Source organism: Vibrio sp. ArtGut-C1, from assembly GCF_002105475.1.
In the GTDB taxonomy this organism is placed as follows: domain Bacteria; phylum Pseudomonadota; class Gammaproteobacteria; order Enterobacterales; family Vibrionaceae; genus Vibrio; species Vibrio diabolicus.
In genome coordinates, this window is record NZ_NCTH01000004.1 from 118,858 (window position 1) to 132,712 (window position 13,855).

At 44.9% G+C, this 13,855-nt stretch carries 18 protein-coding genes; 7 read left to right on the forward strand and 11 right to left on the reverse strand.

Features of this window, described 5'->3' with window-relative positions; all coding sequences use genetic code 11:
* Positions 1-126: 126 nt before the first annotated feature.
* The 3 genes from B7360_RS05050 to B7360_RS05060 all read left to right on the forward strand — a co-directional run bounded on the left by B7360_RS05050 (position 127) and on the right by B7360_RS05060 (position 1,275).
* Complete coding sequence (locus B7360_RS05050; protein ID WP_031780613.1) at positions 127-426, forward strand: ribbon-helix-helix domain-containing protein; 300 nt, start codon at positions 127-129, stop codon at positions 424-426.
* 151 nt (positions 427-577) lie between these two features.
* Entirely contained in the window at positions 578-973 is a 396-nt protein-coding gene (locus tag B7360_RS05055; protein WP_054868006.1) for a VOC family protein, read from the forward strand.
* Between the two features lie 17 nt (positions 974-990).
* On the forward strand, positions 991-1,275 hold the full coding sequence (locus B7360_RS05060) for a putative quinol monooxygenase (RefSeq protein ID WP_065645039.1): 285 nt from the start codon (positions 991-993) through the stop codon (positions 1,273-1,275).
* A 69-nt stretch (positions 1,276-1,344) separates the two neighbouring features.
* On the opposite strand, the gene B7360_RS05065 is transcribed toward B7360_RS05060, so the two are convergent.
* Positions 1,345-2,943: a mechanosensitive ion channel domain-containing protein gene (locus B7360_RS05065; protein WP_371343602.1), complete on the reverse strand. Its 1,599-nt coding sequence runs from the start codon at positions 2,941-2,943 to the stop codon at positions 1,345-1,347.
* Between the two features lie 271 nt (positions 2,944-3,214).
* Positions 3,215-3,655: a YcgN family cysteine cluster protein gene (locus B7360_RS05070; protein ID WP_065645037.1), complete on the reverse strand. Its 441-nt coding sequence runs from the start codon at positions 3,653-3,655 to the stop codon at positions 3,215-3,217.
* 188 nt (positions 3,656-3,843) lie between these two features.
* Between B7360_RS05070 and B7360_RS05075 the strand changes: the two genes are divergently transcribed.
* Both B7360_RS05075 and B7360_RS05080 read left to right on the forward strand, forming a co-directional pair.
* The gene (locus B7360_RS05075) at positions 3,844-4,092 is read left to right on the forward strand and encodes a GlsB/YeaQ/YmgE family stress response membrane protein (RefSeq protein ID WP_005397239.1); all 249 of its coding nucleotides are present in this window, start codon (positions 3,844-3,846) and stop codon (positions 4,090-4,092) included.
* A 127-nt stretch (positions 4,093-4,219) separates the two neighbouring features.
* Entirely contained in the window at positions 4,220-4,468 is a 249-nt protein-coding gene (locus B7360_RS05080; RefSeq protein ID WP_017447809.1) for a YkgJ family cysteine cluster protein, read from the forward strand.
* Between the two features lie 18 nt (positions 4,469-4,486).
* Here the strand turns inward: B7360_RS05080 and B7360_RS05085 are convergent, their stop codons facing one another.
* Genes B7360_RS05085 through B7360_RS05095 form a run of 3 tightly spaced genes read right to left on the reverse strand, consistent with a single transcriptional unit; the run spans position 4,487 to position 6,848 of the window.
* Positions 4,487-5,146 carry a transcriptional regulator gene (locus B7360_RS05085; RefSeq protein WP_005397228.1) on the reverse strand — a complete coding sequence of 220 codons (660 nt, stop codon included), beginning with the start codon at positions 5,144-5,146 and terminating at the stop codon, positions 4,487-4,489.
* A 28-nt stretch (positions 5,147-5,174) separates the two neighbouring features.
* Positions 5,175-6,452, reverse strand: a complete 1,278-nt coding sequence (locus B7360_RS05090) for a serine dehydratase subunit alpha family protein (RefSeq protein WP_085342863.1) — start codon at positions 6,450-6,452, stop codon at positions 5,175-5,177.
* 15 nt (positions 6,453-6,467) lie between these two features.
* A complete protein-coding gene (locus tag B7360_RS05095; protein WP_005397224.1) occupies positions 6,468-6,848 on the reverse strand; it encodes a RidA family protein in 381 nt (126 codons plus the stop codon).
* A gap of 317 nt (positions 6,849-7,165) precedes the next feature.
* On the opposite strand from B7360_RS05095, the gene B7360_RS05100 reads away from it, so the two are divergent.
* Both B7360_RS05100 and aqpZ read left to right on the forward strand, forming a co-directional pair.
* Positions 7,166-8,425, forward strand: coding sequence for an amino acid permease (locus B7360_RS05100; protein WP_048625843.1), 1,260 nt, complete (start codon positions 7,166-7,168; stop codon positions 8,423-8,425).
* A 206-nt stretch (positions 8,426-8,631) separates the two neighbouring features.
* Positions 8,632-9,330: an aquaporin Z gene (gene aqpZ / locus B7360_RS05105; RefSeq protein WP_085342864.1), complete on the forward strand. Its 699-nt coding sequence runs from the start codon at positions 8,632-8,634 to the stop codon at positions 9,328-9,330.
* Positions 9,331-9,381: 51 nt separating this feature from the next.
* Here the strand turns inward: aqpZ and recR are convergent, their stop codons facing one another.
* From recR to B7360_RS25325, 6 genes are all read right to left on the reverse strand, one after another.
* Complete coding sequence (recR, locus tag B7360_RS05110; RefSeq protein ID WP_031780610.1) at positions 9,382-9,981, reverse strand: recombination mediator RecR; 600 nt, start codon at positions 9,979-9,981, stop codon at positions 9,382-9,384.
* 30 nt (positions 9,982-10,011) lie between these two features.
* The gene (locus B7360_RS05115; protein ID WP_005380618.1) at positions 10,012-10,341 is read right to left on the reverse strand and encodes a YbaB/EbfC family nucleoid-associated protein; all 330 of its coding nucleotides are present in this window, start codon (positions 10,339-10,341) and stop codon (positions 10,012-10,014) included.
* An 82-nt stretch (positions 10,342-10,423) separates the two neighbouring features.
* The gene (gene dnaX / locus B7360_RS05120) at positions 10,424-12,529 is read right to left on the reverse strand and encodes a DNA polymerase III subunit gamma/tau (RefSeq protein WP_085342865.1); all 2,106 of its coding nucleotides are present in this window, start codon (positions 12,527-12,529) and stop codon (positions 10,424-10,426) included.
* 8 nt (positions 12,530-12,537) lie between these two features.
* Positions 12,538-13,083 carry an adenine phosphoribosyltransferase gene (apt, locus tag B7360_RS05125; RefSeq protein ID WP_005380615.1) on the reverse strand — a complete coding sequence of 182 codons (546 nt, stop codon included), beginning with the start codon at positions 13,081-13,083 and terminating at the stop codon, positions 12,538-12,540.
* A 162-nt stretch (positions 13,084-13,245) separates the two neighbouring features.
* Positions 13,246-13,632 (reverse strand): YbaN family protein, encoded by a 387-nt coding sequence (locus tag B7360_RS05130; protein WP_371343603.1) that lies wholly within the window; start codon positions 13,630-13,632, stop codon positions 13,246-13,248.
* Between the two features lie 33 nt (positions 13,633-13,665).
* The gene (locus tag B7360_RS25325) at positions 13,666-13,797 is read right to left on the reverse strand and encodes a hypothetical protein (RefSeq protein WP_005380608.1); all 132 of its coding nucleotides are present in this window, start codon (positions 13,795-13,797) and stop codon (positions 13,666-13,668) included.
* Positions 13,798-13,855 lie beyond the last annotated feature (58 nt).

Below are 13,855 nucleotides of genomic sequence, written 5' to 3' on the forward strand. Positions count from 1 at the left end.
CTTACTTCACGACTCGTGATGTTCAAACGCTCTCGTAAGGGAGCGTTTTTTTATGCATGAAAATAGTTGACGTTTTAAACAATAAACCTCAATAATTATAGGTCTTTGATTATATGAATGAAGAAAATGTGCGAAATATTTGCTAAGCAGCCCCAAGACAACTACCAGTTCATCACCCGCTCTATCCGTATTGATGGTCACGCCACAAGTGTAAAACTTGAAGCAAGCTTTTGGACGATTCTTGAGGAAATTGCTAACGCTCAAAACATGACTGTTCCTAAGTTTATTAGTACGGTCTATCAAGAAGCACTCGAATACAATGGTGAAGTAAACAACTTTGCCTCCCTACTCCGCTGCGCCTGTCTCACTTACGCTCGCCAGCCTAAAGAGACGATTCGTCAAGCACTGACACAACTAAACACTTAATAACAACCAACCTCTGACCAACCTACCAATAACCCTCATAGGCTATGCAACAGAGTTGTAAGCCATTGAGCATGTTCTAATTTGTCGTACTAGAGTACTACCCAGACTCCTTTTGAACTCGCTAACCTATGCGGACTATCAAGGAGTACCCATGACAAAAATGATTCACACCATGATCCGAGTCTGCGATCTGGACCGTTCTCTACAATTTTACCGCGACGTACTTGAGCTAGAAATCAAAGACCAATACATCTTTGATGGTTTTTCTCTGACCTATCTAGCCAACGAAGAAACTGGCTTTGAATTAGAGCTAACACACAATCACGATCAAACTGAGCCTTACACTCACGGCTCAGGCTACGGTCACCTTGCTGTCAGCGTAGAGGACATCGAACAAACTCACAAACGCATTAAATCTCTCGGTATTGAAGCGGGTGACATCAAAGCTTTTGATCACCAACAAAAGCATTTGGCAACGTTCTTTTTTGTGACTGATCCTGATGGTTACAAAATTGAGTTCTTACAACGCCAAGGGCGTTACCTATAACAAAAAGAGTAAACATCATGATTCACTTGACTGCTACCTTTCACGCACAACCAGGAAAAGAACAAGAACTGAAAGCAGTGCTCACCCGAGCACTTGAACCCACTCGCAATGAGGAAGGTTGTGTTCGTTATCAGTTATTCCAAGATAAAGACAATGCGTGCCACTTCGTTTTTCAAGAGCAATTTAAAGACCAACAAGCGTTCGATCTTCATGGTAAAACAGAACACTTTTCTCTTTTGATTAGCCAAATCGACAACTTGTTAGAATGCGAACCGAAATTGGCGTTCTTTAACGAACTGTAAAAACACCGCTTAATGCAAATAAAAAGGCACTCTTTACTAGAGTGCCTTTTCGTACTGTTGTGGCTGTGATTACGCGTCTTGCTTCTCTACCATGTGCAAATGCACATCTTGTTGTGGGAAAGGAATCGAAATGCCTTCTCGGTCAAAGCGCAGTTTCACTTCTTTTGTTACATCCCAATACACGTCCCAATAATCATCAGTTTTTACCCAAGGACGAACAATAAAGTCTACAGATGATGTGTTTAACGTATGCACTTTGATCATCGGCTCTGGTGTACGAAGTACTGCAGGGTGAGAAGTAATGATATCAGACAGCACTGACTCGGCTTTCAGCAAGTCATCCGCATAGCCAATGCCAAACACCATATCCACACGGCGAATGCGCTCGTGTGTGACGTTCTTAATGACATCTCCCCAAATTTTACTGTTAGGTACAATAATAATTTGGTTATCAAACGTACGGATTGTGGTGTTCACCAAGCTCATATGGCTTACCTTACCATCCACGCCACCAGCATACACAAAGTCACCAACATCAAATGGGCGGTAAATAAGCAACATCATACCCGCCGCGAAGTTGGACAAGGTGTCTTGTAAGGCGAAGCCGATAATCACACCAGCAATACCAAAACCGGTTAGGATCGGTGCTAGGTTCAATCCGAGCTGAGATAGGCCCACCATGATACCAATCACCCACACGAATTTGCCGGACATTGAGATAAAGAAGTCCTGCATCAAGTGTGAGAGTTTTAAGTTTTTCGAAGAAACCGCCTTGCTGACCACTTTGCGCGTTAACTTCGCAAGCCCACGAGCTATCAATAAAATCAGCGCAAATACAAACAACTGGAAAATGTGCTGTGGCGCATTTTCGGCAAACCAGTCTAGTGCCGAGTTGGACCAATGGCTCAGTATTGACCACACTACTTTGGTATTCAGTAAATCGTGGGTGATATTCCCTGTCACTTCGAAAATTTGGCGTTTATATTCGGACGTTTCTAAACCGACTTTATCGCCAATCGAAATTAAACTGCGTAGGCTTTCCGTCGCAATATTCAGTCTTTGCTTAGTAATAAGCTGACTTAGCTGCAGTGACGCTTTTTCCGATTCAGGGCTTGACGAAAGTTGAGAGCCGATGATCTCACTTTGCTGACTCAAGTACTCAATTGAGGCAGACAGCAAACGCATGCGTTTATCAACTTTATCCTTTAGTTCCGCTTCTGCGCGCTCATTTTGAGCCCCTAACTCTTTCAGCCAAGCAAGGTTTTGCCAACTTGAATCGAAGCTGACATCGAGGTAATGCTGTAACTCTCGGTAATCATTAACAAGAGCAAGTTTCTCTTCATCCTTGGCTTTATTTAAATCTTCAACGACTTTCTTTATTTTTTCCGACAGATAGTTTGTGGCGTCCTCAGAGTATTTTTCCTGCTTTTTAACCAAGGAGATCAATTTGTCGCGAGGGATAGTTTCACGTTCAATCGCTGATGCTAACTGACTTCTTAACTCTTCATTTTTTTGGAACAGCTGCAGTTGAAGCGCGTCGCGCTCATCACCACTCGCTTGCGAGAGACCTTGGGATAAATCCACAATTTCTCGATTCAAGTTATCAATAGAAGTTTCGGCAGCAGAGGGCTCTGGCGTATCCTGAATATCTTTCGCATTGATGACCATCGGCGCCATCATACCGAGGATGAGCGCGAATAATGCCACCCAAGATGTCAGGCGTATTTTCTGGGGGAAATGAAACGTCATGTTTACCTCTTAGGGAACAGTTCTGATCAAAACGACCAAGAATGGAAGTGTAAAGCCTTGAAATTATATACCTAAGTTTACAACACTAAATAATAAACTGAGCAGCATTTCGTTAGTTGGGCGTCAAAGTTGAGAAACCCAATAACAAACAAGCCTTTCATTATTAGATGAAAGGCTTGTGTACATTTAACTACTGGCGATTGGGGTGATTCAGAATGTGGTCTTCCCAATCCACCACATCAATCTCGTATACCACTTTATTGCGGACACTTTCGCCCGCCGCGTGCATCGCAGATTTCGAGCCCGTAATCAACGGATGCCATTCTGGTAAAGGCTGCTTTTCAGCCAACAGGCGGTAAGCGCACGTATGCGGCAGCCAAGTAAAATCGTCGATGTCTTCGCGCGTCAGCTTGGTGCACTCTTCACCCGAAGTAAAACGATTTGGGTAATCCTTACAAGAACACGTTTTGCTATTTAGCCAGCTACAGGCCACATTGGTGTAATAGATTTCGTCGGTATCTTCGTCCATTAGCTTATGCAGGCAACATTTACCACAACCATCACAGAGAGATTCCCATTCCTCTTCTGTCATCTGCTCTAACGATTTACTTTGCCAAAATGGAGTGCTCATACTTCAGGTCTCACCAAGGGAATTTAGGGGGCGATTTATACCCCTCTCGACGCAAAAGTTCAAGTTTTGAGAAGATCTCGAATCATTCACACATAACAGTAGAGATATTCAACTACTTTCGCTTTACTGTTCTATCCTTAAACGAGTTTCCATTACTCAATTGATCAAGAAGGCATTAAGGAGTTTTCATGGGTATTATTTCTTGGATTATTTTGGGCTTAATCGCCGGTGCACTCGCAAAATGGCTCATGCCAGGAAAAGATGGGGGTGGCTGGATTGCGACAATGCTACTCGGTATTGCTGGGGCGTTTGTCGGCGGCTTTCTTGGCGGTATTCTGGGTTTCGGCGGGGCAACTGGCGTAAATATCGGTAGCATAATCACCGCAACGCTAGGCGCATTTATTCTGCTGTTTGTTTACAACCGCTTCTTGAGATGATCACAACGGTTTAAAAGCAAAAAGGAGCACTCTATTGGGTGCTCCTTTTTATTTTTTCTTAAGCGACTCTTCCAATCCACGTCAAAATGACCATAATTGCCCCCTCAATTTTTAAGAGGTTTACATTATGGATTGTCGATTAGGGTGCGGAGCTTGCTGTATTGCGCCAAGTATCTCTTCACCGATACCTGGAATGCCCATGGGCAAACCAGCAGGTGTTCGTTGCGTGCAACTCAACGATGACAATTTGTGTAAGCTGTTTGGTAAGCCTGAGCGCCCTAAAGTTTGTCACGATTTTAAGCCGTGTCCGGTTGTGTGTGGCAAAACCAACCAAGAAGCGCTCGACAACATCACTGAGCTAGAGCAACTTACTTAATCTATTCAGAGCACCCGTTTAGTCGTTCCCAAGCTCTCGCAAATACAAGTAGATGGTATCGCGCGATATACCAAGATGGTTTGCAACCATTAAAACAGCGTCTTTGTATTTAAAAATGCCTAGGCCATGCAGTCGCGTCACCAGTTCACGGTTGCGTTTAGAAGGCGCAATGGCTTCATTTTCCCACACTTCTGTTTGCACGGTTTCTATCGTACTGATGATGGTTTCATCAATATTACGCGCAAACGTTTCTGGTGAGCGAGCACCACCAACACAACACTCGGTGTGTTGCTGAGGCAGCATTGCCTTTAAAAATGCCTGCATCGGTGCATCCATATCCACGTTGATACACAGCAAACCAATCGGTTTGTTTTTTGGATTTCTGACAATTGTCGTAATGGAGTGCAAGGTCTTTCCGTTCGACGTTTTCGTCAGGTACGAATCAGAAACGTCCTTGCCCTCTCTTAACTTCATTCTCGCTAAGTTGGTAATTGGGGCACCTTCACTGCGTTCCGTCACGTGCCCATTTGCGATTTTGATGATTTCCGGCGCTTCGGCATCTAAGCTGTGGAGAACCACTTCAGTGTGTTCACCATACATACGTGCAATGCCATCCACGACGTTTTTCATAGAGTTCAAAATATCGAGATCACTCTTGGTGAGTTTCTTTAGTAGCAATGTTACTTCCCTTAGCAAAAACTGGAGGTTAGGCCGACATAATATCGATAATAGATTTGTCAGTATACGGCATACCGAAACGAACCATTGAGCCAACATTTCTTATCGTTTGCTCAACTTCTTCGCCTACTATACCTTGATTCTTAACACTGTGGTTACCCATCGCCATCAAATATGAGCGCACCGCCGTTGTCGACGAAGTACACACTTTCATCGCACAAGAGGACTTCGCACCATCGCACACCATGCCTGAACTGTCGCTGATGACGTTTTGAATGGCGTAGCATGATTGCTCGAATGTACCACCAGCTAAATACACCAGCGCCATAGAAGCTGCCGCACTGGTAACAGTGTTACCACAAAATGCGGATAACGGTGGGTAATAAGATTTGATGTAAATAGCCCCTAAATGGCTCATGATCAACGCACGAGCCAACTGTTCTTCGTCGTTTTGGAATACTTCTGCCGCAACTACAACTGGCATTGTAGCGGCAATACCTTGGTTCCCACTGCCGAAATTGCTCATGGCTGGCAACGTCGCCCCTCCCATGCGAGCATCAGACGCCGCGGATGTCATCATTTGTATGCGACTCATTAAGTCATTGCCTAATAAGCCTTGCTCGATGTTGCCTTTTAGCGTGCGTCCAATTTCTAGGCCGTAACCTCGGTCGATCCCCTCTTGAGCCAACAAGGTATTAAGCTCTGCTGCTTGGAGAATGAATTTGATCTCTTCAAAAGGCGCTTGAGTGGCAAACTCATAGATTTGTTTGATCGAAATATCCACACCTTCACAAACGGAAGCGGTTGCAACGCGTTGCTGTGGTGGTGCATCAAAAATCAAGTCGCCATTACGCATGATTTGGAGAATGTTGGTGTGACCGCCACTGATCGTGACCGAAACAACATCGTCACCAGAGGTGAGCGTTACGCTGCAATAAATGAATTCTTGCGTATCCATGCGCGCTACAGTTACCCGCTCTTCATCTATCAATTGTTGCGCAGCAGCGACATCCTGCTCATTAATCCGAGCCAACACTTCCAGTTCTGCTGTTGGGTCACCGGCTAATGCACCAACTGAGGCGGCAATTTTGAGGCCTATCTTGCCCGTTCCGGGTACGAAAACACCCATCGAGTTTTTAAATAGGTTGTCTGAAACACGCACCTCTATCGCATCAATATCGGATGTGCCTAACTCTTTTCTAGCAACTGCTGCCGCGTACGCAGCAGCAATGGGTTCTGTACATCCTAATGCAGGTTTCACAACTTGCTTAATGATTTGGATATATTGTGTCCATTGCTGGTTCATGCTCTGTTCTCCGTATTACTTTTTATGAGCAATCGCTTCGACTTCAATTAACACGCCAAGAGGCAAATCTTTCACTGCGAAGCAACTGCGTGCCGGACAATCTTGTTGGAAAAACTCTGCGTAGACCTTGTTAAACTCGGCAAAGTCATTAATATTCGATAGGTAACACGTTGTTTTTAAAACAGTATCGATACTGCCACCACCAGCCTCTAAAACGTGCTTCAAGTTAGTAAGAGATTGATGACTTTGTGCACTGATGCCGCCTTCAACGACTTTTCCTGTTGCCTTATCAACGGGTAATTGGCCAGAAGTAAAAATCAAATCGCCATAGCTAGTGCCATGTGAATAAGGTCCGATAGCAGCAGGCGCGTGTTCAGATGAAATCAATTTTTTCATTTTTAAATCCTCACATAAATTTTATTTTTTATTAAGAAGTTTCTAATTCAACTTCCGTATTAGCGTTATTTTTTCAATTAAATATGAATCAAACAACTAGATCAGATCACAAAACTCGTTAAAAACTCCAATTTATTTGAACTTCCTCGCCAGGATCTCAAATTTATCTGAATTTTCCACAAAAAAATTGGTGATATACATTTTCTCAATTAAATTTGAGAAAAATTCATACTAACAAGAGAAACAATAAAATGAGCGTGACAGCACCTACACAAACCTTACCTATCGGTAAAGAGCCACCGCACGTAAAAGCAGGCATGGCCCTAGACGAGTGGAAAGCCGCGATCAAGTTTGATAGCACAGACTGGGGATGGGTGATCATGAGTATCGGCATGGCAATCGGTGCCGGTATTGTCTTTTTACCAGTAAAAGTAGGCGTACTGGGCCTTTGGGTATTCTTGGCCTCTGCCGTGATCGGCTACCCAGCGATGTACTTGTTCCAACGCCTTTTCATCAACACTCTCTCAAGTTCACCAAAGTGCCAAGATTACGCTGGCGTCATTTCCGGTTACCTTGGTAACAAATGGGGGGCGTTATTAGGTGTGCTCTACTTCATCATGTTGGTGATTTGGGTCTTTGTTTACTCAACAGCTATCAACAATGACTCGGCATCTTTCCTACATAGTTTTGGCATCACGGAAGGTTTATTGTCTGAAAACCCGCTATATGGTCTGGCTTTAGTGTGCGCGCTGGTCGCTATTGCATCTCGTGGTGAAAAGATTTTGTTTAAGGTCAGTACTGGTCTTGTACTAATTAAACTTTGTACCGTTGCATTACTTGGCGTCATGATGATCGAAAAATGGGATGTAGCGAATGTCGGTGCAATTCCAGAAACAGGCGCTGGTTTGAAAGATGCAATTGAGCTACTGCCGTTTACTCTAACGTCTATTCTCTTCATTCAAAGCTTGAGCCCAATGGTGATCTCGTACCGCTCAAAAGAAAAATCGATTGAGGTTGCTCGCTTTAAAGCCATGCGCGCAATGAAAATTGCTTTCGGTATCTTGTTTGTGACCGTCTTCTTCTACGCGATTTCCTTTACGCTTGCGATGTCACATGAACAAGCGGTTAAAGCAGCAGAAGAGAACATCTCTGCTCTTGCGATGGTTGCGCAAGGTATGGACGGCACGACGCTAAAACTAATGAGTTTGATGCTGAATATTTTCTCAGTAATGACTGCGTTTTTTGGCGTGTACTTAGGTTTCCGCGATTCTTGCCAAGGTCTAGCGATGCTGGCTCTAAAAAAGGTCATGCCTGAAGAGAAAATCAACAAAGACTTGGTCACCAAGGGAATCATTCTCTTTGCGATTCTCATGGCGTGGGGTGCAATTGTATTGAATCTACCAGTTCTGAGCTTTACATCAGTATGTAGCCCTATCTTTGGTTTGATTGGCTGTTTGATTCCAGCTTACCTTGTCTACCAAGTGCCTTCTTTACACAAATACAAAGGCGCGTCGCTTTACTTGATTATTGCGACTGGTATTTTGTTGTGCGTATCACCTTTCGTCGCATTTAGCTAAAACCTACTTTGCCTTGGCTGTTACTCAGGTAGTGATGGCCAAGGCAACCTTAAGATTCAACCTCTCCTCTCCTTGCTTTTCTCTCATCCTTGAGAACTCTTGCCACATACCGTCCTATTTGCAGTCTTTACGAGACCTCCCTCACACTTAATTGACAATTCTCGACTATGTTCAGCGGGTCATTTAAGTAGAAATTAGGAAATAACATGAACAAGTATTTAGCAGAGGCTTTTGGTACGTTCTGGCTAGTATTAGGCGGTTGCGGTAGCGCAGTGTTGGCTGCAGGTTTCCCAGACGTGGGTATTGGTCTGCTGGGCGTTGCTCTGGCCTTTGGTTTAACCGTTTTAACCATGGCATTTGCAATCGGTCATATTTCAGGTTGTCACTTGAACCCGGCAGTGACGGTTGGTCTTTGGGCTGGCGGTCGTTTTGAGACAAAAGACGTTGCGCCTTACATCATCGCACAAGTGCTCGGCGGGCTGATCGCTGGTGGCATTCTTTATGTCATCGCGACAGGACAAGCTGGATTCGATGTTGTGGGTTCTGGCTTTGCCGCCAATGGTTATGGTGAACACTCGCCGGGTCAGTACTCCATGCTTGCTGCGCTAGTTTCTGAAGTTGTAATGACGATGATGTTCCTTATCGTAATCATGGGGGCGACAGACAAACGTGCACCTCAAGGTTTTGCACCTATTGCGATTGGTTTGTGTCTGACTCTTATTCACCTGATCAGCATTCCTGTCACAAATACCTCAGTAAACCCGGCTAGTAGTACAGCAGTCGCAATGTATGTGGGTGACTGGGCAGTTTCTCAATTATGGCTGTTCTGGGTTGCGCCTATTTTGGGTGGTGTACTTGGTGCAGTCATCTACAAAAACCTTCTTGGTAAAGAATCGAACGATTAATCGTTCCCAACTCACAAGATCAAAAAAGCCGCTGAATTCAGCGGCTTTTTATTAAATTCTGTGTCGACCTAACAGCGAGTGTGACAACGTCGTGCCATCAACAAGCTCAAGTTCTCCACCGACAGGCACACCATGCGCGATGCGGCTGGCATCAACTTGGTGTTCTTTACATAGCTCTGCGATGTAATGTGCAGTGGCTTCGCCTTCAACCGTCGGGTTTGTTGCCAAAATCACTTCGGCTATATCACCGCGACGTAAGCGGTAATCCAGCACATCCAATCCAATATCACTTGGACCAATACCGTCTAGTGGTGACAAATGTCCCATAAGAACAAAGTATCGACCAGAATACTGGCCCGTTGCTTCGACTGCAGCAATGTCTGCCGGGCTTTCTACCACACAAATTTGACCATTTTCTTGGCGTTTTGGGTTAGTACAAATATGACAGACTTCTTCTTCGGTGAAGGTTCGACACTCAGTACAATGACCGATTTCTGTCATTGCCTGGCTAAGCGCATCTGCAAGTTGCAAACCGCCTTTTCTATCGCGCTGTAACAAATGAAAGGCCATACGCTGCGCCGACTTGGGACCAACCCCAGGTAGACAACGTAAGGCCTCCATCAATTGCTCCAGCATATGACTGGTACGCATTAAAAGTCCGCTTAATTAAATATCAGCAGATTAGAATGGCATTTTCATACCTGGTGGTAGTTGCATACCGCCAGTTACAGAAGCCATTTTCTCTTTTTGAGTTTCTTCAACACGACGGGCCGCATCGTTGAACGCCGCAGCGATCAAATCTTCAAGCATTTCTTTGTCGTCTTCCATCAAACTTTCATCGATGTCAACACGACGTACGCTGTGACTACCAGTGATAGTAACTTTAACTAGGCCAGCACCAGACTCGCCAGTTACTTCCATATTCGCGATTTCTTCTTGAAGCTTTTGCATGCGATCTTGCATTTGCTGGGCTTGCTTCATTAGGTTGCCCATACCGCCTTTACCAAACATGTTTATCTCTCTGGTTTAATGAGGTGTTGCATCAATTAATGGGGTTATACCTTTGGGTTTTCAACCCCATTCCATTCGATTATTAGATAGGGCGCACACTATCTTTATCAAGCTCTGCAGCAAAACGACGTTCAATAAATTGAACATTTGGATCGTTTTCTAAACTGTTCAGCGCTTGCTGTAATTTCTCTTGGTAGAGCCTATCTCTCAGTTCAAGTGGTGTTTCTCCACTCTCCCCTATTTCGATGCTCATGTGGCACTCTTCACCTAACACGGTATTAAGTGCTTTAAGCAATTCGGCTTGAGCTCTATCAGTATTCAAATGAGCTTGGCTGCTTCTCAATAGTAACGAAACGGTTGTTCCTTCCTTACTATAATGAGAGTTTAGCGCAAGTTGCTCTACCAGCTTAGGGATCTCCATTAAACTGATTAGCTTCGCCCATTCATTATGTTCTAACGATTCATCGATGAGCTTTTGTGCCATTTCAGGCGTTTTCTCATGCTCAAGTGCCTGCTTGAGCTGCGTAGGTGTCAGTTTTGTATTCACTTTTGTCTCAACAGGCTTACTTGGACGCCAGCGATACGCTTCCTCAACTTGTGGCTCCGTCGACTTCGGAGCTGAGTTTGGCGACACCTGCGCGGAATTGCCATGCAATTGCGCTACTCGGTCGATAACCGATTCTGGTTGTGCAGATGCCGCTTTAGACTTTTTTGAGCCACCATTTTGAGGAGTGTTCTGTTGTAGGCCTTGACGCTGAGAACGTAATTGGTGACGTAAACCGCTTAGACCGCCGCGCGCCGGTGTTGAAACGCTCTCTTGCACTTGTTGAGGTGGCGTTTCATGCTGCGGCGCTGGGTTTTCGCTCATCGGCGGCGCCATATCATACTGTGGCGGAACCGTCTCATATCCACTCGCGTGATACTCAGGTTGCGAATTGGATGAAGGTTGAGGCGCCACTTGTGGTGTGCTTTGCGCTGGACTCGGCTGCTGAGCTCGGGGAGCAGCTACTGTCTGAGCTGGTGCAGTCTTTGGTTGACTGGCACTTTGAACTGGGGCTGAAGCTGGTTCGCAGTTACTGGAAACAACATTTGCCCCACTGTTATTTGATGGGCGGAACGCCATCATACGCAGCACAATCATTTCCAGACCGACTCGCCCATTTGGAGAGAGGGTCAAATCTTCACGACCTTTCAATGCAATTTGATAGTAAAGCTGCACATCTTGCGGGCTTAGTGCTTTACTCAACAATTCGATTTTTTCTGCATCTGGCAGCGCTCGGTCTAGCGACGCTGGCAGCGCTTGATACATCGCAATTCGATGAAGCTGTGTTGCGACTTGCTGCAACAAACCATCCCACTCAACACCATTTGCTGCTAATTGCTGGATTTTATCCATGGCTTGTTGAGGTTGCTTGCTGCTGATTGACTCCAGCAAGTGAATCGCTTGGTCGGTATCAATCGCCCCCAACATGTGGCTGACAATATCAGTTTGCACCGCACCGTTACCTAAAGCAATTGCTTGATCGGTCAAGCTGAGAGCATCACGCATACTGCCATCTGCAGCATGTGAAATCATACCCAGTGCTTTTGGTTCTGCCGATACTTGCTCTTGACCCAAAATGTAGTCGAGTTGCTGATGAATATCATCAACGCTGATCGGTTTGAGATGGAACTGTAGACAACGCGACAATATAGTAACTGGCAGCTTTTGTGGATCGGTTGTCGCGAGTAAGAACTTCACATACTCTGGCGGCTCTTCCAGGGTTTTCAACAACGCATTGAAAGAGTGACGCGATAGCATGTGTACCTCATCGATGAGGTACACTTTAAACCGTCCACGAGCAGGTTTGTATTGAACGTTGTCTAACAGTTCGCGAGTGTCTTCAACTTTAGTACGTGATGCCGCATCGATTTCAAGAAGATCGACAAAGCGACCTTCATCAATTTCACGACAAGTATCGCACTTACCACAAGGTGTCGCGGTAATACCGGTTTCGCAGTTCAAGCCTTTGGCAAACAACCTACCGATACTCGTTTTACCCACACCACGAGTCCCGCTGAACAGATAAGCATGGTGTAAACGGTTTTGCGCCAGTGCGTTTTCCAACGCCGTCAGGACATGTTTTTGTCCGACAACTTGGTCAAACTGATTAGGACGCCATTTTCGCGCTAAAGCTAAATAACTCATTGAATGTATTAATGTCCTTCAAAATCGCAAATGCTGTATACGTTTAGACCTAGTGCTTCTAAACGTTTATCACCACCGATTTCTGGTAGGTTGATAACGAACGCAGCGTGCTCAACTTCACCGCCCAGTTGGCGAATCAGCTTAGTCGTCGCTTCAATAGTACCGCCCGTTGCCAATAAATCGTCGACAACCAGTACTTTGTCGCCTTCAACGATGGCATCTGTATGGATTTCCAGTGTATCAACGCCGTATTCAAGCTCATAAGATTGAGCAACAGTAGGACGTGGTAGCTTGCCTGGTTTACGCACTGGTACAAAACCAACACCTAGCTCAAGCGCTAAAGGCGCACCAAATAAAAAGCCACGAGCTTCCGTACCCACAACCTTGGTAAAGCCCATATCTTTGTAACGTTCAACAAGTAAGTTGATCGTCGCTTGGTATGCTTTTGCGTCTTCAAGAAGGCTCGTCACATCACGAAATAGAATGCCTGGCTTTGGGTAGTCTTGGATGCTTTTGATGCTAGATTTGATCAGTGAAATTGTTTCTGTAGTCATAATACCGATTTACTTAGATTGGCTCATCGCCCTCTCTAATCGCAGTATCACGAGGGCAACGAACAATAGGTTTTCACCACTATGTGCTTATTTTCGTAAGAGTCACAGGCGCTGAAAATACAAACGCCCACTCGAAGAGCGGGCACACTATTCTCTACAATCTTAGTGATTTTCTTCTCTGTCAGCAACCAACTCAATCACAGGCAGACGCATAAACCAGCCGAGTAAAACGATTAGCATCACTAAAAGACCAATTTTCACCCAAACAAGGGGAACAACAACGATTGAAACCATGAAACTAAGTGCAATAAAAATGACGCCACGCTGTTTTACTTTTGAAGTAACAGCCCGGTGCTTATGCCAGTTATCGAGAATCGGTCCAAACGTTTTGTGGTTATGTAGCCAATGATGAAATGCGGGGCTACCACGCATAAAACATGCACTAGCAAGTAGAATGAAAGGAGTGGTGGGTAAAAGCGGAAGGGCTATGCCGGCAATGCCGAGCACAATACAGAGTCCACCAACGGTATTGAAAAAGTAACGCTTAATACGAATGGTGAACTCCGGTACAAAATAGCTAGATTAAAAGCCTGCGTAACCATTCATTACACGAAGCCAGGTTAGCGTTGCAGGTAGTGTTGGAATTAAAAGTACTGCAATGAAACCTAAAAAGTAAAAAATATTATAAGGCTCTTTAAAATCTTTGTCTGCCATGATGTATCTTCTCACTAGTTGACTTTGCTTCTCCCATGGCACAGCGTTAAATTATCGT